The 20035-nt window shown below is 35.9% G+C and carries 15 protein-coding genes; all 15 read right to left on the reverse strand.

What is annotated here, in order from left to right; translation table 11 throughout:
- Positions 1 to 6: 6 nt before the first annotated feature.
- The 15 genes from KTB61_RS04255 to KTB61_RS04325 all read right to left on the reverse strand — a co-directional run bounded on the left by KTB61_RS04255 (position 7) and on the right by KTB61_RS04325 (position 19781).
- Positions 7 to 675, reverse strand: coding sequence for a DUF1919 domain-containing protein (locus KTB61_RS04255; RefSeq protein ID WP_216696883.1), 669 nt, complete (start codon positions 673 to 675; stop codon positions 7 to 9).
- Positions 672 to 1793, reverse strand: coding sequence for a glycosyltransferase (locus KTB61_RS04260; RefSeq protein WP_216696884.1), 1122 nt, complete (start codon positions 1791 to 1793; stop codon positions 672 to 674). The genes KTB61_RS04255 and KTB61_RS04260 overlap by 4 nt, the downstream gene beginning before the upstream one ends.
- Entirely contained in the window at positions 1790 to 3565 is a 1776-nt protein-coding gene (locus tag KTB61_RS04265) for an HAD-IIIC family phosphatase (protein ID WP_216696885.1), read from the reverse strand. The genes KTB61_RS04260 and KTB61_RS04265 overlap by 4 nt, the downstream gene beginning before the upstream one ends.
- Before the next feature lie 10 nt (positions 3566 to 3575).
- Positions 3576 to 4538: a polysaccharide deacetylase family protein gene (locus tag KTB61_RS04270; protein ID WP_216696886.1), complete on the reverse strand. Its 963-nt coding sequence runs from the start codon at positions 4536 to 4538 to the stop codon at positions 3576 to 3578.
- A gap of 21 nt (positions 4539 to 4559) precedes the next feature.
- Complete coding sequence (locus tag KTB61_RS04275) at positions 4560 to 5657, reverse strand: EpsG family protein (protein WP_216696887.1); 1098 nt, start codon at positions 5655 to 5657, stop codon at positions 4560 to 4562.
- A 13-nt stretch (positions 5658 to 5670) separates the two neighbouring features.
- Entirely contained in the window at positions 5671 to 7389 is a 1719-nt protein-coding gene (locus tag KTB61_RS13210) for a sugar transferase (protein WP_216696888.1), read from the reverse strand.
- A gap of 29 nt (positions 7390 to 7418) precedes the next feature.
- Complete coding sequence (locus KTB61_RS04285) at positions 7419 to 9281, reverse strand: polysaccharide biosynthesis protein (RefSeq protein ID WP_216696889.1); 1863 nt, start codon at positions 9279 to 9281, stop codon at positions 7419 to 7421.
- A gap of 217 nt (positions 9282 to 9498) precedes the next feature.
- Entirely contained in the window at positions 9499 to 10932 is a 1434-nt protein-coding gene (purB, locus tag KTB61_RS04290) for an adenylosuccinate lyase (RefSeq protein WP_216696890.1), read from the reverse strand.
- A gap of 9 nt (positions 10933 to 10941) precedes the next feature.
- Entirely contained in the window at positions 10942 to 12369 is a 1428-nt protein-coding gene (purF, locus tag KTB61_RS04295; protein ID WP_075759417.1) for an amidophosphoribosyltransferase, read from the reverse strand.
- A gap of 20 nt (positions 12370 to 12389) precedes the next feature.
- Entirely contained in the window at positions 12390 to 13094 is a 705-nt protein-coding gene (purC, locus tag KTB61_RS04300) for a phosphoribosylaminoimidazolesuccinocarboxamide synthase (protein ID WP_075759418.1), read from the reverse strand.
- Positions 13095 to 13218: 124 nt separating this feature from the next.
- On the reverse strand, positions 13219 to 14421 hold the full coding sequence (locus tag KTB61_RS04305; RefSeq protein WP_075759419.1) for a glycoside hydrolase family 3 protein: 1203 nt from the start codon (positions 14419 to 14421) through the stop codon (positions 13219 to 13221).
- A 358-nt stretch (positions 14422 to 14779) separates the two neighbouring features.
- Positions 14780 to 16891 carry a sensor histidine kinase gene (locus KTB61_RS04310; protein WP_230973608.1) on the reverse strand — a complete coding sequence of 704 codons (2112 nt, stop codon included), beginning with the start codon at positions 16889 to 16891 and terminating at the stop codon, positions 14780 to 14782.
- The gene (locus tag KTB61_RS04315; RefSeq protein WP_075759420.1) at positions 16863 to 17570 is read right to left on the reverse strand and encodes a response regulator transcription factor; all 708 of its coding nucleotides are present in this window, start codon (positions 17568 to 17570) and stop codon (positions 16863 to 16865) included. The genes KTB61_RS04310 and KTB61_RS04315 overlap by 29 nt, the downstream gene beginning before the upstream one ends.
- A gap of 218 nt (positions 17571 to 17788) precedes the next feature.
- Positions 17789 to 18430, reverse strand: a complete 642-nt coding sequence (locus tag KTB61_RS04320; RefSeq protein WP_216696891.1) for a YibE/F family protein — start codon at positions 18428 to 18430, stop codon at positions 17789 to 17791.
- A 337-nt stretch (positions 18431 to 18767) separates the two neighbouring features.
- Entirely contained in the window at positions 18768 to 19781 is a 1014-nt protein-coding gene (locus KTB61_RS04325; RefSeq protein WP_216696892.1) for an Rpn family recombination-promoting nuclease/putative transposase, read from the reverse strand.
- Positions 19782 to 20035 lie beyond the last annotated feature (254 nt).

Consider the following 20035-nt stretch of genomic DNA (forward strand, 5'->3'; position numbering starts at 1 on the left):
CAATCCTTATTTCACAAATGGAGAAATATTATATTCTCTACCTTTAGCTTCATTAAACCACTTAACAAAATCAAAACAATTTTCATATTCACGACTATCATCAAAATAATTTCTTGCTAAAATATTGCCAACTTCCCCATCATCATGATATTTAGGAAGATAAAGCGTATACGGAATATCGTTATATTCCTTCGCAGTAAATACAACAATACCTCGAGCTTTTATTTGCCCAAGAGCTTTTATTTCTTCTTCTGTAATTCCATCTCGCTCTTCGCAAAAAACGAACAAATTATTTTTATTTATTCTTTTTACTCGTTCTTTCCATTTGATTACTGCCTCTTCTTCAGATGTATAATGAGTAAAATGGATAGTAATATCACCTAATTTCGCACATGGACAAGTATATTCTGGATGTTTAAAAAATTTAAAATCTTTAGCCAAATAATCATCTAAATGAGTGACAAATTTAACAAAATCTGTTTGTGTCATCATCAAATTGACTGTCGGTGACATAAACTTTAATCCTAAATCATGAAATAAAATACCTCCTAAACAATTAGGAGCCAAAAATGTAATATCTTTATTTTTAAGTTGAGCACGCATTTTGTGTCTTCGTTTTTGTGCAATCGGATTGTGCTGTTCTACTTTATTTTTTACTTTATCAAGAATTGTCATACCTTAGTTAACCCCTTTAACATTTTTTCTGTAGCCGCTACAGTTTGCTCTGTACTAAATAACTTTCCACGTTCGCGCGCTTTTCTTTTATACTTATTTAATAAATCAGGAGACCCTATCAAACCTTTTATTGCTTCATACAGTGCTTCTTCATCATTTTCTGTTATAATACCATATTCATTATTTTCACCTAGCATTTCTTTCATTCCTGACACTTCGACTGTACATACAGGAGTGCCAACAATCAAAGACTCTGTTGCCGCTGTGCTAAACCCTTCTGCAAAAGAAGTACAAATAAATAAATCACATTTAGCGGTATATTTATATGGATTTGTCTGATATCCTAAAAAAGTAAAACTTTTTTCTAAATTATTCTTTTTAATCCATCTTTTTAAATTTTCTTCTTCTTCCCCAGATCCTAATAAATAAGTATGCACAGGAAATTTTTCATCAATTAATTTCTTATGTATTCTAAGTAATCGGTCAAAACCCTTTGATTTTTTAAGTGTACCAATGCCACATAATTTTATTTCTTCCGAATGAAATAAATTTTCGCTCACTAATTCTCTAGATTTTCTAAGAATAACATCACTTTCTACTGTATTATATAAAACTTCAGGATTAATATCTGAAAAAATGCTGTGAAAATCATTCGCTACATAATCGGAAACTGCAATTGTTTTGTCAAACTTTAAATAACAATTTTTTGCTTCCTTTATTGATCGAAATGCTCGTGAAGCCTTTTTAGCATCATGTTGCTCCACATGAATCCATGATACTAACTTTGTTTTTGGATCCGTACATCCACTTACTATACGAGCAGACGGACCTTCCAAATATGAAATTACAATATCATACTTTTCATTACCTACACATTTTTTATATAGCTGATTAGGAGAAAGTAATTTCATAATTTTACTATTGCCTCGTATCATTCTTTCCCAAATAAAATGGTAATGAATTTCCGATGATAGAAATTGTTCATTCACTCCCCCACCAAATAATGCAATCACTGAAATATCAAATTCTTTATGATTCATATTATTAACTAAATTAACAAGAACTTTTTCTGCTCCGCCTTGAGATAAATCGTGAATTAAAAATAATATTTTTATCATTTCATTTCTCCAAAAACTTTTACTATTGATGCATTATTTAATCTAGAATCAAAAGAATATTGAACCAATTTATCACTTTGTTTTTGAATCACAAATCCTATTTCTTCTAACGTATTTCTTAATAATACATTTTTTTTGGTTTTTTTAATAAAAAACTTTCCACTATCGCATTTTTCTTTATACAATAATTCATGAAATAATGCACTCTCTACATACTTTCCAGCAACTCTACATGACATCGCAAATTCTGTAAAAATTAGTTCACTATCCTTAACATAATATTGACCATATCCGACAATACCATATTCTCCAAAGTCATCTTTGCATGAAAAAGCGAAATTATTATGATTCTCTCGATTAAGTACCTTTGCAAATTCTTCCTTTGAATATTTATTTCCAGACATGTTTAATTGATTTGTTCTTATAACTAATTCATAACAACGCAATTTTTCTTCTTCTGTTTTCGGTTCAAACAATTGCAATTGCAAATTACATTGGTTTAGAAATTCAATCGTATCATTATTCCCACTATTCAATAACTGATTTCTTTTTTCCTCTGCTTTATACATAAGGCGACGATTCTTGCTTTCTTCTGTTACTACAACATCAAATTCTGGGCGAGCTAAAAGCGTTTCAATCTCAGTTTCATCATAAACTCTAATCTGCGGATATACAGATTTCACCTGTTCTCTCTCAAAAATAGAATCATCAATAAATGCAAATGTATCAATACCAATATTAAGGCTTGTTGCTATTTGTAACATAGAATTGCTTTTTGCATTCCAATGAATTTGAGGATATAAAAAGTAATCTGCTATGCCTAAGTTCTCAACTACTTTCCAAGCTGATTCATAATCATTCTTGCTTGCTATAGATTGAATAATACCTTTTGCATCTAAATCTTTCATGACATCTAATACATGATCTTTCAATTGCAATGTATTTGGATCATCAGTCTCAATTAAAGTTCCATCCCATAACGTATTATCTAAATCCCAAACAACACATTTTACAGTATTAGCTGATCCCTCTTTTATCACTTTCTTGCCTTTCACAAAATCACACCATAAAATATCTATTAAAGCTTCAATATTATTTTCAGGATATACTTTTAATAGATTCCCTGTCTTCCAACATTCTGGAGATAGATTTTGTCTTTCTATCACATGAAGATTCTCACCCGGTACTACTTTTAAAGATGTCTTAAATACTGGAGTATGATCATCATATATTTCAATGATTAGCTGATATGCTTCCTTTTCATGACTATACCCATGAAATAAAAATGCATCTGGTTGATTGTCCAATCCATCTAACTTCCGAAGATTTCTGCGTCGCAAAAATTCAATTGTTCTGATACTTTCCCATTTTACTTTCGTTGGTAATTTGCTGTTTGCGATTTTTTTTAAGATGTTCCCCAATTTCTGATTTTTTTTACATAATTGATAATAAGCCTTTGGTGATAACATCGCAGGAAAAATGATAGTCATCATGTTGGCCCACTTGCGAAATTGAATATGGGTTCCTTGTCCACAACACGCACGTTTATCAGCAAATGTCTGCATACCATTATCAAAACGTTTGCATCTCCCGTCTTTTCGTTCAGCATAATGGACACAATCTTTATAACATGTTGGAGCAGAACATTCTAAACAATGTTCCTCCCACATAGTCGGACGAATTGCTGTAACCATATATTCATTTTTTATATTTCTTCTATATTCTGTTCGACTATTTTTTTTTCGACGATCTGCGTAATAGAATTGATACATGACACTCTCCCTATCCTATCTGTTTCCTTGCTACTTCCCTCATATTCAGGCTTTTCATGCCATATTTTTTATTTAAATATCGATAATATTGAAAAATCTCTTCTAATTGTTTTAAATGATCTTCTGTCATAATTCCAATATTATGTGGATGCCACCACAAATGAAATGTCAATCCATTTTTAGCAGCATGTAACATTTGTTTTTTTATTCTCATCATTTTTAAAGGCTCTAGAAATTTCAATGGTTTCATAATTGGTTTATACATTCTAGAACCAACCAAATTTACAATTCCATTTTCAATATTAGGATGATATCCACCTTGACCAGTCAATGGAAAATACACATCGGCTAAACGTAACAATCTTAATAAAGGACGAAATCTTATCTTTTCATGAATCCAGTCATTTTCTTCATCACGATATGCATTAATTCCGAATTTATTTAACACTGCTATATACTCATCTGAACATTGATTTCTCGGCAAAACAATCGATGATAAAGAGTATCCTTTATCACTTGCCAAAGCCACTGCCGCTTTAATGTCTTCCTCAAACTGCTCCAATGTCTGTCCTTTTTCTCTGCAATAATAATGTGAAAATGTATGACTTGCTATTTCCTGTCCATCAGTACATGCAATTTCTTTAATCAATGAAGGTGCATAAAAACATGGTGCCGTTTGTTCATTTTCTCCAATTTTAGAAAAACACCGATAAGACAACAACTTTTTATTTGTATATGTGGGAAACTTGCCTTTCTCAGGAAAATACTGTCGCAACTCATCAAAATTTTCTGCAAACATAAATCCTACTGTTGCCCATGTTGCGTGAATTTGATAATGCTTAAACATTTCTAAAAGTTTAGGGATCGCTTCACGCCCGCCAAGTACATTAGCACGATAATCACTTAACGAAGTACAATCCTGCATTCCCCAAAATAATTCAAAATCTAATGATACAATTAATGTTCCTGGCATATCCTTTACCTTCCCTTATCTTTAAATAAGCCCCCATGTTAAATGCATCTGATAATAATAAAATAACAAATAAAATCCTATTAACCCCAAATACACAATCTTTTGTGATTTTTCCGTAAATAAATGTTCAATCTCCCATGGTAATAAAATATAATTGTATAATGAAAAATAAATCGGTATTCTTCCAATGAAAATTCCGCTCGTAAACATAGATATTACATAAAATCCAGTCGATATAATCGACATATTAACACACAAATTGATAAGAGAATCATTTTCTTCCCATATTATTTTCCTACCAATGTAAGATAAAACTGTTGGCACCGCATAAACTAACACCCTTAATACATTTGTTCCGTCATCTTGGGCTTCTTGCCAATCACTAACCACATTTTTATATTGTGTATCAGCTAGTCCGCTATCTAAAATGCTGGTAAATTTTCCAATAAATGCTATTGCTAAAAGTATTGCAATAATAAATAAAACAGTCCTTTTATTCCATGCGTCTCCTTTTACTATAAAAATAAATGGTATTAATAATAATGCACTTTGGTGCATTGTCGAAGCTATTAAAACAAAGATAATGAATTTTATTTTTTTATCTTCTAATATCAAACCAATGCATGCAAATGTAATGGCAACGGCAGTAAATTGACGAATTCCATTATACATCCATGATATATAATCGCTAGAAGACAAAAATAAGAATACGCTAATTACATAATTACAAGAATATTTCCGATATGCAAACAAAAGACAAATGCCTTGAATAAATGCAAGAATCATAAAATAAGCAACATCATGATTGCCTATAATAACTCTTAAAATCGCCGACAAAATATAAAATCCTTTATCCTTCGTTAACGATGCTATATAATGCGGTAAACCAGAAAAAGACTGTGGCATGTTAATAAAATTTTGACGATATACCGCTGTATCCGCAAAATCTCCTCTCGTCCCTGCCATAATGATAATCGGCAAGAAGATCAAAAACGCCCATAACAGTTTATATCGATATTCAATTTTCCCTTGTACTTGAATTGCTTCCTGAGTGTTTGCATTACTCAATAATAACGGTGCAATTCCTATCCATAGAATAATTAGAATATAACTTGACATAGTGTCCTTCTTTCTAGTCTACGATTGCTCTGATTGTTTTCTCTACTACCATCTCTTTTGCAAACTGTTTCTTCATTTTTTGTCTTCCTTTTTGTCCCATCATTTCTCTTTCCTCTGGACTTAGTTCAACAAATTGCTGCATCTTTTTATACAGGTCTTTTGCATTCTTAACCTTACACAAATATCCATTTATTCCTTTACTTACGGCTTCTCTGCATCCTGGAATGTCACTGGTGATCAGTGCCCTTCCACTGGCTGCTGCCTCTAAAAGTACATTGGACATTCCTTCATGATACGATGGCAGCACAACACAGTGTGCTTTTTTATAAAATGGTCTGACTTCTTCCTGAAAGCCATGAAATTTTACAATATCTTCTTTCTGAAGCTCTTCTACTTCCTGTTTATATTCATCTTCAAAGAAACCAATCATATCTAATACAACTTTTTCGCCATATTGCTTTTTTAAAGCTTTCATGGCACGAAACAGCTCATTTACACCTTTTTCTTCCATAACACGTCCTACAAACAAAAAATGTATGCTATCTGCCTCTTTATATGGAAAATATGTATAGTGTTCTAAATTTACTCCTGCTCCTGGTAAAATGGTCTGCTGATTTTGTGATAAAATCTTTCTCTTACGAAATTCTCTGGCATTTTCTTTATTCTCAAAGAAAACCGTTTTTACCTTTCGAAATGCAAGCTTATATAAGATGGTTACAAACTCTGCCAGACCTGGTTTCTGGAATGCGGTTCCAAGACCTTGTACATTGGCACAGTATGGTATGTTCAGTAAACTGCAAACCAGTCCCGCGTAGATATTTGGCTTAATAGAATAGGTAACTACCATATCTGGCTTTTCTTCTTTTAACATTTTTAAATATGTTCGAATCAATTTCCAGTCTGTTTTCGGATTAATTCCTCTACGGTCAATAGGAGTCTCAATACATCTGCATCCCATTTCTTTAAAATCTTCTTCATGACCTACATATGGCATACTCAAAACAACGTTATAATTTTCCATCAGTTTCTGTATGAGTTCCCTTCGGAATTGGTATAGCATATAAGAGTGATTCGTTAAAATCATAATCTTTTGCTGTTTTGAAGATTGTACCTCTTTTGTTGCTGCCATTTCCATTGCTCCGGTTCCACCTTCTACTACACCTTCACTTTTGGCAACAGATTTCACGGTTCCCAACAAACATCTTACATCCATCCAAAAACTTAGATGTTGTGCGTAATAACCGTCAAGTTCTGCTTTTACCGGTATTTCCAGTTCATCCCTTCCATGAATCTGTGCCCATCCGGAAATTCCCGGTTTTACATCATTCGCGCCATATTTGTCACGTTCTTCGATTAAATCATACTGATTCCAAAGTGCTGGTCTAGGCCCAATAATGGACATATCCCCATTTATCAATACATTATGTAAGATCTGTGGTAGTTCATCCAGACTGGTTTTCCTTAAAAATTTGCCCATTCTGGTAATATACGCTTCAGGATCCTTTAACAGATGTGTTGGCATATCCTTTGGCGTATCTGTACGCATAGTCCGGAATTTATATATATCAAAATGAGTCTTATGAATTCCCACGCGTTTCTGCTTAAAATATACCGGTCCTGGAGAATCCAGCTTAATTAAGACTGCGATTATCAAAAAAACCGGCCACAAAAATATCATGGCTCCTCCGCATAGAACAATATCTAAAAATCTTTTGATTTTCTTTTGATACATCTCTTTTCCTTTCATTCGATTTTATTCTATCATACATCTTCCTTAAGCGTATATTCCGGTACGATTTTCTTCACAATCTGGCGTATTTCTTTACTTTCTGAAAATGCTGCTTTTTCCAGTTCTTTTAAACTCTCCCAGAATTCTTCCTCTTTGATCGGGATTGGCTGTCCAATAAAGATCCTTTCATTTTCTGTTTCTTTCTTATTATCTTCATCAATCAGCAGTTCTTCATAAAGTTTTTCTCCTGGCCTGAGTCCTGTAAATACGATCTTGATATCTTCATCTGGTGTTAAACCTGACAATCGGATCATATTTTCTGCCAGATCCAGGATCTTCACAGGCTCTCCCATATCCAGAATAAAGATTTCGCCGCCTTTTGCGTAGGCTCCTGCCTCCAGAACCAGGCTTACTGCCTCCGGTATTGTCATAAAATAGCGGATAATATCAGGATGAGTTACCGTTACCGGTCCTCCTGCTGCTATCTGTTTTCGAAACAATGGTACTACGCTTCCGTTACTTCCCAGTACATTTCCAAAACGTACTGCTACATATTCCGTATCGGATTTCTGATTAAACATCTGGATGATCATTTCACAGATACGTTTGGAAGCTCCCATGATATTGGTCGGTCGCACCGCTTTATCTGTAGAAATCAAAACCATACGTTTTACCCCAAAATCATTTGCCTGAGTTGCAACGTTTAAAGTACCAAATACATTATTCTTTATGGCATCACACGGACTGCTTTCCATAAGTGGTACATGTTTATGAGCCGCCGCATGAAATACCAGTTCCGGTCTGTATTTATCAAAGATATTCCGGATTCTTTTTCGATTCTGCACGGATACGATCAGTACGATCATATCCAGTTCCGGATATTTGCGTTTTAACTCCATCTGAAGTTCGTATGCGTTATTTTCATAATTGTCAATAACGATCAGCTGTTTTGGATGATAACCGGCAATCTGCCGACATAATTCACTTCCTATGGATCCCCCACCTCCGGTTACCATAACCTTGCGTCCTTCCACATAGGACATAATGGATGGGAGATTGGTTTTAACTGCTTCTCTTCCCAGAAGATCTTCAATCTGTACTTCACGAAGCATAGATACTTTCACTTCCGAATTGATCAGCTGATACAAGCCCGGAAGAGTACTCATCTTACAGCCGGTACTTTTACAGATATTTAAAATACTTTTCCTGTCTTTTGCCTTAAGCGTTGGAATTGCCAGAATGATTTCTTCGATGCCAAACTGGATAGCATATCTTGGTATTCTCTGTCTTCCGCCAACTACCGGTACTCCATTTAAGTATGTCCCCCATTTTTTTGGATCATCGTCTATGATACAGACGATATCCTTCTCAACAAGACTGCTGTTCTTAATTTCATTTAAGATCATACTTCCTGCTTCCCCTGCACCGATCAGCATCACAGGGATCTGTGGCTTATTCGGTTTTTGAAGAGGAACCCTTCTTCCTCCACGGAGTACACGAATCAAAATTCTTGGAATGGCTGCAAACAGACCCAGCCATCCAAGATAAAGAATTGCATAACTTCTTGGAATCGGAAGATTCAGCATATGCATTCCCACAAACTGAAATAATGTACTGATTCCCACTGCCTTAACCACATTGAGAAAGTCCATCACACTGGCAAAACGCCAGAGTGTGGCATACAAATGATACGCTGCAAATATGATGATCGTACAGAAAGTATTGATCCATGCAAACCGAAAAAGTGTATCTAAAAACATGGGATCGACCTGTGATGGCACAAATTCAAACCTTGTGAGTATAGCCATAGCAGAAGCTCCCTGTATCAATATAATATCCAGCACAAACAAAAGAATGGCTGCTCGTTTTCTAGCAAATAACTCCTTCATCTTCATCTTTCTTTTCTCTTTTCTCTTTTCATCCCTTACATCATATATTTTTTATTAAAATAACTATATTATTATAGCACGAAATGAGCAACTTTCATATATTCCTTTATAAAAATAATTATTTTCCTTTTAATTTTGCCTTTTCCCATATAACTGAAAAAAACTTTCCAGTCAAACATTTTTTTGATGTTTTTCCAGAAAGCTTCTTTCTTTTTTTTAATTTTTATACGTTAATTTCCGCTGTCATTCCCAGCACTTCTTTATTGGCATCCAGTATTGGCTGTACCACTTCTGTTACGAATTCTTCTGTCTGCTGTGGTGCACGTCCTACAAAGTTCTTTGGATCCATAATGGATTCTAACTGTTCTTTTGTCATTCCAAAGGCAGGATCTGCTGCAATTCTGTCTAACAGATCATTTGGTTTTCCTTCTTCTTTCACAACTTTTCCTGCTGCCATAGAGTGTACACGGATCTTTTCATGAAGTTCCTGACGGTCTCCACCGGCTTTTACCGCATCCATCATGATATTTTCTGTTGCCATAAATGGCAGCTCGCTCATCAGGCGGCTTTCAATAACTTTTGGATATACAACCAGTCCGTCTACTACATTTAAGTACAGATCAAGGATACCATCAATTGCAAGGAATCCTTCTGGTACAGACAGACGTTTGTTTGCTGAGTCATCCAGAGTTCTTTCAAACCACTGTGTTGAAGCAACCAGTGCAGGGTTCATGGCATCTGACATTACATAATTAGCAAGAGATGCGATTCTTTCACTTCTCATAGGATTTCTCTTATATGCCATTGCAGATGAACCGATCTGGTTCTTTTCAAATGGTTCTTCTACTTCTTTCAGATGCTGAAGCAGACGGATGTCATTCGAGAATTTATGTGCAGACTGTGCAATCTGGCTTAATACATTGATTACACGGGAATCAATTTTTCTGGAATAAGTCTGTCCGGAAACCGGCTGACATTTTGTGAATCCCATTTTTTCAGCGATCATTCCATCAATTTTCTTGATTGTTTCGTGGTCCCCTTCAAACAGCTCTAAAAAGCTTGCCTGTGTTCCTGTAGTTCCTTTAGAGCCAAGGAGACGCATGTTTTCAATTACATGATCAAGGTCTTCCAGGTCATATACCAGATCCATCAGCCACAGGGATGCTCTCTTACCAACAGTTGTTGGCTGTGCAGGCTGAAAATGTGTGAATCCAAGGGTTGGAAGGTCTTTGTATTTTAATGCAAACTTGGATAACTCATTCATTACGTTGAGAAGCTTGGTACGAACCAGTTTCAGGGCTTCTGTCATGATAATAATGTCTGTGTTATCTCCAACATAGCAGGAAGTAGCTCCCAGATGGATGATTCCTTTTGCTTTTGGACACTGCTGTCCATAAGCATATACATGAGACATAACGTCATGACGGACCAGTTTCTCACGTTCTTTTGCCACTTCATAATTAATATCTTCTGCATGTGCTTTCAGTTCATCAATCTGTTCCTGTGTAATATCCAGACCTAATTCTTTTTCAACTTCTGCCAGTGCAATCCACAGTTTTCTCCATGTCTTAAACTTCTTATCAGGGGAGAAAATATACTGCATTTCTTTACTTGCGTAACGTTCTGATAATGGACTTTGATATCTATCGTTGCTCATAAAAACTCCTTATCTTTCAAAATTTCCACGAATATCTCTTGTTGGTGGTTCCATTGGATATTTTCCTGTAAAGCATCCTTTACAGATAGGAAGTCCTTTTACCATTTCTGATAAACGTTCTTCTCTTAAATATCCTAAACTGTCCGCTCCAATGATTTGACAAATTTCATTGACGGAACGGTTATATGCAATCAGCTGTTCTCTTTCCGGAATATCAGTTCCGAAATAACATGGCCATAAAAATGGCGGAGAACTGATTCGTACATGGACTTCCTTAGCTCCTGCATCTCTTAACATAGATACGATACGGTCGCTGGTTGTTCCTCGTACGATAGAATCATCAATCATAATGACTCTTTTCCCTTTCACTGCTTCTGCCAGTACATTTAATTTAATCTGTACGCTGGATTCCCGGCTGCTCTGTCCCGGTTTAATGAAAGTACGTCCTACGTAAGAATTCTTAACGAAGGCTGTTCCATATGGAATTCCGGATTCCAGGGAATAACCCAGTGCTGCTGCATTTCCTGATTCCGGTACACCTACTACCACATCTGCCTCAACCGGTGAATCCTGTGCCAGGTATCTTCCTGCCATAATTCTGGAATGATAAACACTGACACCGTCAATTTCGCTATCTGGTCTTGCAAAATAAATATATTCAAAAACACATCTTGCAGACTTTTCCTGTGGAAGGCACATATCACAGTTGGATACGATTCCTTCTTTTGTTATGGATACAATCTCTCCCGGCAATACATCACGGACAAATTCTGCTCCGATGGTATCCAGGGCACAGGATTCTGATGCCAGAATATATGCATTATCACGTTTTCCAATACAAAGAGGCTTGAATCCGAAAGGATCTCTTGCCCCAATCAGTTTTCTTGGAGACATAACGATTAAAGAATATGCTCCTTTAATCTTCTTCATGGCATTTGCAACCGCATCTTCAACATTTTTTGTTTTGACACGTTCTCTTGCTATGTGATATGCAATTACTTCAGAATCAATGGTTGTCTGGAAAATAGCTCCTGTCTGCTCCAGTTCTTCTCTTAATTCCAAAGCATTGATCAGGTTTCCGTTATGCGCCAGCCCCAATGTTCCTTTGATATAATTCAATACCAGCGGCTGTGCATTCTCACGGGTACTTTCTCCTGCTGTAGAATATCTGACATGTCCTACACCAATATCACCCTTTAATGTTTCCAGCTTTTCTTTGGTAAATACTTCATTACATAGCCCCATACCCTTCTTGGTACAGATATTTCCTTTCGGTCCATTGGTATCTGCTACAGTAATTCCACAGCTTTCCTGTCCTCTGTGCTGTAATGCAAATAATCCATAATAAATCGTCGAAGCTACATCATTTCCATCGAAGTCATAAATTCCAAATACTCCGCATTCCTCTCCAAGCTTATCAAAATTTTCTCTGCTCATCTTACTAATATCAGCCTTTCTTATAAACCAAGTCTTCTGTACACTTCTTCATATGCTGCCTCAACATTCCCCATGTCTCTGCGGAAACGGTCTTTATCTAACTTTTCATTTGTTTCTGCATCCCATAAACGGCATGTATCCGGGGAAATCTCATCAGCAAGGATAATTTCACCTTTATAGCGTCCAAATTCAATCTTAAAGTCAACCAGTCTGATTCCTGCTTTTGCAAATTCTTCCTTTAATACTTCATTAACTTTAAATGCATATCTTGTAATGGCATCAATTTCTTCTTTTGTAGCTTTTCCTAAAGCTATAGCATAATAAGAATTGATAAATGGATCTCCGAGCTCATCATCTTTGTAGCTGAATTCCAATGTAGGCTGCAACAGCTCAAAGCCTTCTTCGATTCCTAATTTCTTAGAAAAGCTTCCTGCTGCGATGTTACGTACAATAACTTCTAATGGCACGATTTCCACTTTTTTAACAACTGTTTCACGATCGCTTAATTCCTGTATATAATGTGTTGGAACGCCTTTCCTTTCCAGAATCTTAAATATATAGTTTGTCATACGGTTGTTTACAACCCCTTTTCCCAGGATTGTACCTTTTTTCTCACCATTAAAGGCTGTTGCATCATCTTTATAGTCAACAAGCAGCAGATCCGGATCATCTGTCTGGAAAACCTTTTTAGCCTTTCCTTCATAAAGTAAGTCTCGTTTTTCCATGGTCAAACTCCTTTTTTGTGTAAAAAGTATGCAAAATTCAAATTTGTTCATTTTTGATACTAACACAGATAATAAAAAACTGCAAGGCAGTTTCTTCTATAATAAAACTGTCCTGCAGCTATCTTTATGAATTACTTTTTAACAAATCTGTATCTGGAGGTATCTCTCCTCGCTTTAATTTGGTATAGATAATCCTTTCCACTGAATCATCAATCTGTGATTCTTTTATGGTTCCGTTACGAAGTGCTATCTTTACTGCTTTGTATGCTTTCTTCAGATTTTCCGGCATGACCACAATATCATTTCCTGCCTGAATGGCTTTCACTGCCGCTTCTCCTGCAGAATAATTATCTGTAATAGACTTCATATTCATAGCATCTGTTATGATCATTCCGTCATACTCCAGCTCTTTTCGTAATATATCCGTAACCACACGTTTACTTAAACTGGATGGTTCTTCTTCATCTGTCACATTGGCAAGCATCAGATGTGAAACCATGATCGCATCTGTCTTTGCTTTGATTCCCGCCTGAAATGGAAGGAAATCTGTCTTCCTTAACTCCTGGATACTCTGCTCGGTTTTGATACTTCCTGTATGGGTATCCCCATTTGTATCCCCGCTTCCCGGAAAATGTTTCAGCGTTGCAGAAATCTGCTGCTTTTGCATACTTTTTACTAAAGTGGAAATAATATCTGCCACCTTACCTGCATCACTTCCGAAACTCCGGTCACCAATCTCAATATTATCGGCATTAGTCAGTACGTCTGCCACAGGAGCAAAATTCATATTAAATCCAAGTGCTTTAAGTTCCTTGCTCTGGTTTTTTCCCATATCTTCAATCTGCTGATCATCATAAGTCTCGCCTATTTTTCTGGCAGATGGATAATGTGTCACGTTCATTTTGTCATTAGAGGCTACACGAGATACCTCTCCACCTTCTTCATCTACTGCAACAAATAAAGGAACATAAGATGCATCTTGTAAATCTGAAATCAACTGTCTGGTCTGTTTGGCTGTTTTCATATTCTTTGAGAATAGAACCACTCCCCCAACGGGATACTTTTTCAAAGTTTCTTTCATCTCACTGGTAATCTTGGTCTGATTCTTACTGTCTGCCTGATCCAGAGAATACAATGAAACCATAAAAAGCTGTCCTATCTTATTCTTTAAAGACATCTCATCTGTAATATCTTCTGCCATACCTTCTAATGTTGCCTCATCCAGATCCTCGGTTTTTAATTTTGTTTCTTTTTTTCCATCTATATTACACCCTGCAAAAAAAAGCATAATAAATGCCAGGGTAAAACTCAACAGTCGCTTCTTCATCTTTTGAAATTCCTTTCATATCTGCAGATTCAATATGAAACTTCATATTTTAACAAGCATTTATTTTTATAAAATTATAGCATTTTCCCGCAATAGTGTCTATGAATCTTCTGTGAACATCGTAAAAAAAGAAGCCCTCATTTTAGAGAGCTCCCCCTGAGAATGCCTAAAACATACTTATCTTTATGTTAAAGCAACCATGTATCATAAGCTTCCATTCAAGATAATATCGGGCCAGTATATTTCAGACACCAGCTTATTATATACTTTTTCATTTATTTTTTCTATTATTTTTAAAAATAAATACAATTTTTTACCAATTTCCACACCTTTCATATCATATAAATTATTTACTATATTAAACAATATTTTTATTTGTAATTTTTTGGAATTTCACTGTTACTTTAAACTGGTCTCCTTCAATTTTTACGGCAAATTCTCCTCCACAGTTTTTAGTAAAACTATCAGCAATTGACAGCCCCAGTCCGTTTCCTTCACTGGATCTTGACTTTTCTGCTCTTGCAAATCGTTCCATGATTTCTTCTTCTGTAAAGTTCATTTCATAGGAAGCAGTATTGATTACTTCCAATTGTATATTTTCTGCCTCTTCTGTTATGTTTACAAAAATTCTCGTTCCTTTCAGCGAATATTTTAATGCATTTTCCACGACATTTTGTACCACACGATACATCCGGTTTACATCTCCCAGAAACTGTGTGTTTTCTGCCTCACATCGGAACCGTATTGCAAATCCTGCTTCTTTTATCTGGTCTTCCATATCTCCCAGCGTCTGCTCCAGAAGTCTCCTCATATCCATGACTTCCAGATTAATTTTTATATCTCCACTGGTAGACTTGGCCAATTCGAATAAATCTGCAATGATATTTTTCAAACGCTCTGTCTTTTTTGTGAGGATCTGTACATAATCTCTGGCTTCCGGAGAAAGAGTTTCGTCTCTGCTTAACAGATCCACATATCCAATGATAGAAGTCAAAGGAGTTTTCAGATCATGAGAAACATTAGTGATTAAATCAATCTTCATTCTCTCCCCTTTAAGCTGAGCTTCCAGGGCTTTTTCCATTCCACTTCCTATATTGGTAAGTTTCTGACTATAATCATAATATGCAGATTCTTTTGCAATATCTGTCACTGCAGATAATTCTCCGTTGGAAATTTTTTCAATCTGCTCTACCAGTTTACATAAATCTCTTTGTTCCTCTGCATAGCGGTCAGAATATTTTGTCAGATACCGAATAGCAAAAACTCCAAGAACAGCCAGACCAAAGCCAACAAAGCCCAATGCACTTATAGAACAGATCAGTAATATTACCGCTGCAATCAGGATCCTTCTGGCAATCTGGAATTGCCTGATTCGATCTTTTGCGTGTTGTTCAGCAAAAGACATTGCTTCATATTCCAGTTTTTGTCGCTCTTTGGAATTTCGATACCATTTTCTGAAATATCCGACACATAAAGTTGAGTCTAAGAAGTTATGCTCTTTTAAACGCCAAACTGTTGTCTGGACGCAAATAGCAAACAATCCAATCAGCACTGGCATCACCATATAAGAAGACATCATTGCAACTTCTACAGAAGAACCAGCAGTATTTCCATTGACATACTGTCTGCTCACTTCCGCTATCATCATAGGAATCGAAATGATACATCCGATTCCGCAAATAGCTATCATTGCAATCACTTCCCACCAGATTCGGTCCAGCGCTTTGAAAAATCTGGTTCGATTCTTCTGTAATGCAAAAAGAATGATCAACAGGATCGTTCCTAAAACTTCAATCCCTACTATTATCATCGCTTCTTTTATACATCTTTTAACCATCGGTTGATCCTGTTTGTACTCCGTTTTCAGAGTGTTCATAAAATCTGTTGAAAACTCCAGTCTTATGTTCAAAGATTCCAGTCTCTGCTTCTTCTGGTCATCAATAAAGAAATCCGGTGGCAATGTATTAAGAAGAGAATATTGAGAAGTCTCCTTATAAAATTCACTGGCATCCAAACCCTCAGGATTTACGGCATAACGTTCAATTTGTCCATTTTTTCTTAAATTATAAGATGGATTTCGTTGAAGCTTATAATCAATAACTTTATTAACTGCAGATTTATCTAATTCTAAATCACCATAAGTAGTTGTTGATTTTTTTGATTTTTTCCCATAAGGCTGAATTACAAGATCCGCTTTTAACTTATATCCGGAAGGGATCTTTATATCGTCTGTATGGTAATATGCCTCCTTGTCAATAATCCCCTGATCCTTTGCCCAGTCAATAATCACTTTTTCCATAACATCAGCCATCACATCTGACTCTTCAAAGGATGTATCATATGATACAGAATCCATTACATTTGCAAACCTGTTACTTACATTGACTCCTTCAATGGCAGCTGCTGACATAACAATAATAACAATTGTAATGCAAAGCGTATTAATCCATTTTTTCCATTTTGTATCCAATTCCCCACACCACCTTCAAATATCTTGGATTTTTTGTATCAATTTCTATTTTCTCCCGGATACGTCGGATATGGACCATGACCGTGTTTTCTGTGGCATAAGCTTCTTCGTTCCAGACCCGTTCATATATTTCATCTGCTGAAAATACCCTGCCCAGATTTCTCATAAGTAAATGAAGAATTTTATATTCTGTTGCAGTCACTTTTACCGGTTCCCCGTCTACCAGTATTCTTTTTCCTTCCGTATCCAGAATCAATCCTCCATTCACAATCTGATTTTTGTTTTCACCCGCTGATCTCATACTTCCCAGCTGCAAATATCTTCTTAACTGAGACTTTACTCTGGCTACAAGCTCATCCGGGCGAAATGGCTTGCTGACATAATCATCTGCTCCCATGGATAACCCCAGTATCTTGTCGCTTTCTTCTGTCTTGGCAGATAAAATAATAATCGGTATATTTTTACTTTCGCGTATTTTCATAGTTGCAGACAATCCATCCATCTTTGGCATCATCACATCGATGATCAAAAGGTGAATATCCTGTTCCATAAGCAAATCCATTGCTTCCAAGCCATCATAAGCCGTCAGCACAAAGAAGCCTTCCATCTCCAAACGTTTTTTAATTGCCCCTACAATTTCTCTGTCATCATCTACGACCAGAATCCTCGGTTGATCCATAATATCCTCCCTATCCTTTGATATCCTTAGCTTATCAATAAATTCTGTAAAAAATCTCAATGGAAAAATAACAAGTTTCTTACAATTATAGCAGATTTAACTTTATGAAAGAAGAATAACACACAATCTCCATCACGCTTTCTTGCCTTCGAGCAATCCAGATGTGATTGGATCTTGTGTGTTATTTGTATAAACTCACCTATAAATTTTTTCTCTTTCTATTTTGAATTGCGTCCCAGCATCCATGCACTAATGAGAGACGTAAACGGTACTGCAAGAATAACTCCTAAACTGGAGGATAGTCCTTGCATGATTTCAATTCCCACGGAATACATGTTGATAATCTGCTGGTACTCATAGTTATATGCATAGATAAAAACCAGAGTGTTGATGGAGCCACCGGTAAATGCGAGTATCAGTGTATTGGTCATGGTTCCCATCATATCACGCCCAACATTCATGCCAGATGTAAACAAGTCTCTGGATGACATTTCCGGATTATTTTCTTTCAGTTCATTAACCGTAGATGCTACTGACATCCCAACATCCATCACAGCTCCCAATGCTGCAATCAAAATACCGGCAAACAGTAATTCCCCAATTTTAATCTTGGTCATTTCTCCCACATAGACCAGATTTTCAATATCAGATACATTATATCCACTAATGGAAGCCACCTTTCCAAAAATCCATGCAAAGATTCCAGCAAAGACAACACCGATAATGGTTCCTGCCATTGCCGATATGGATTTTTTAGTAATTCCATCAATCATACACATTGTAACAATTGTTGAAAATGCTATGACCAGCACTGCCGCAAAAATTGGTGACACTCCCTGATAAATTAGCAGAAATAACACACATCTCCATCACGCTTCCCTCCCTCCGGTCAGTCCAGATGTGATTGGATCTTGTGTGTTATTCTTTAACCTATAGTACACTTCCTCCAGGGGAACATTCTATCAGCAAGTATATTCTGCATTACAATTACACTAATTCCCTATCTCGCTTCCGCCCTTTCAGTCCAGATGTGATTGGTTCTTGTGTGTTATTCTTTAACCTATAGTAAACTACCTGATAAAGTATCTTCTCTTCATTTTCCCGAGAAAAGATTACTTATTTGAAAAAAACATCCTAAGCAAAATATCTGCACAAACCCAGTTTGGAAGCCTTTTGCGGGGATGCTCTTTTCATAATCTACTCACCATTTTCCAATAACTTCTCTATTTCTTCTTTCCTTAGCTCCGTTACTTCTGCTATCTGCTCAATACTCATCCCATTTTTTGACATTTTTAGTATCAATACTTTTCTCTCCTGATTTCTTCCTTCAATTTTCCCCTGATTCCTTCCTTCGATTCTTCCTTCATTCCTTCCTTCGATTCTTCCTTCATTCCTTCCTTCATTTTTCCCATCCATAATTAATTCTGCAATTGCATTTCCCATATCAAACTCCTCCCCTTTCTCTGTGTTCCGAAATAGTAATATCAAATCTTCATTGTCCAGTAATTCGACCAGTGCTTTCTTGGAGCTTTCATCTAACTGTTTTAATTCTTTTTCTTTTTTCTTTATATATTCTTGTAATTTCTCTTTTTGATACTTATATTTTATCATTGATAATATATATTGTAAATCCCCTTGAAAATTTTTCATATTTTTTAGTTTAGAAATGTCAATTAAATTTATTTTATAGTTGTAAATATATTTCTGAATATTGTATTTTTCCATACCCATTTGATTCATTATTCCATAGATACTTTTATCACCTTCCCACTCCTGTTCTCCATGGTACAACACCAATGTAATTATGGGATAAATTTTCTGGCTCTTGGTCATTTTACTCCGATATGTTTTTCCGCTTTTCTGATTTACCCGGATTTCAAGATTCCTTTTTTGTCCATCATAGGACAATGCATCATACAACATCACTCTAATCGGCATAGAATAATCAATCTCTGACTGACTTTCTACCCCTAATAAAAAATGAATATCTCCTGCTACATACTCCATAAACACATCCCGGTATCGTTTGATTACCTGATTCAGCCCCTTTGCCTCCTTATCTCGCTGTACAAACACTTCTTCTGAATTAATTTCCTTTAGATTCTCAGGATGAATAATCTGTTTTCCAGAAAATAAACACCCGTTAAACAAATCAGCAAATTTTTCCTTGTCTTTTAAGAGATTTTTCATCGCTGCATCGACCTGCTTCATTAGACATGCACCTCCGTAAATAATAGAATTGATGGTTAGATTTTGAATAGATAGAAATGAACAAGACTCTTTTTCCTATTTTTTACATTTTAGCACAATGGAAAAATTTGTCAATATATGGAAACAACACATAGTCTTCGGCACGCTTCCCTCCCTAACGGTCAGTCCAGATGTGCCTGTCTCCTATGTGTTGTTTCTCCTGGTTTTTTTCTCCTTCTGGTTTTCTTAACAGCCTTCTCCATCAAATTTCCCTC

The organism is Anaerostipes faecalis (assembly GCF_018982945.1).
Taxonomy (GTDB): domain Bacteria; phylum Bacillota; class Clostridia; order Lachnospirales; family Lachnospiraceae; genus Anaerostipes; species Anaerostipes faecalis.

Excerpts from the sequence above, each read along its gene's own strand:
- KTB61_RS04255 (WP_216696883.1), bottom strand. The coding sequence starts at position 675 with ATGACAATTCTTGATAAAGTAAAAAATAAAGTAGAACAGCACAATCCG.
- KTB61_RS04260 (WP_216696884.1), bottom strand. The coding sequence starts at position 1,793 with ATGATAAAAATATTATTTTTAATTCACGATTTATCTCAAGGCGGAGCA.
- KTB61_RS04265 (WP_216696885.1), bottom strand. The coding sequence starts at position 3,565 with ATGTATCAATTCTATTACGCAGATCGTCGAAAAAAAAATAGTCGAACA.
- KTB61_RS04270 (WP_216696886.1), bottom strand. The coding sequence starts at position 4,538 with ATGCCAGGAACATTAATTGTATCATTAGATTTTGAATTATTTTGGGGA.
- KTB61_RS04275 (WP_216696887.1), bottom strand. The coding sequence starts at position 5,657 with ATGTCAAGTTATATTCTAATTATTCTATGGATAGGAATTGCACCGTTA.
- KTB61_RS13210 (WP_216696888.1), bottom strand. The coding sequence starts at position 7,389 with ATGTATCAAAAGAAAATCAAAAGATTTTTAGATATTGTTCTATGCGGA.
- KTB61_RS04285 (WP_216696889.1), bottom strand. The coding sequence starts at position 9,281 with ATGAAGATGAAGGAGTTATTTGCTAGAAAACGAGCAGCCATTCTTTTG.
- purB (WP_216696890.1), bottom strand. The coding sequence starts at position 10,932 with ATGAGCAACGATAGATATCAAAGTCCATTATCAGAACGTTACGCAAGT.
- purF (WP_075759417.1), bottom strand. The coding sequence starts at position 12,369 with ATGAGCAGAGAAAATTTTGATAAGCTTGGAGAGGAATGCGGAGTATTT.
- purC (WP_075759418.1), bottom strand. The coding sequence starts at position 13,094 with ATGGAAAAACGAGACTTACTTTATGAAGGAAAGGCTAAAAAGGTTTTC.
- KTB61_RS04305 (WP_075759419.1), bottom strand. The coding sequence starts at position 14,421 with ATGAAGAAGCGACTGTTGAGTTTTACCCTGGCATTTATTATGCTTTTT.
- KTB61_RS04315 (WP_075759420.1), bottom strand. The coding sequence starts at position 17,570 with ATGGATCAACCGAGGATTCTGGTCGTAGATGATGACAGAGAAATTGTA.
- KTB61_RS04325 (WP_216696892.1), bottom strand. The coding sequence starts at position 19,781 with ATGAAGCAGGTCGATGCAGCGATGAAAAATCTCTTAAAAGACAAGGAA.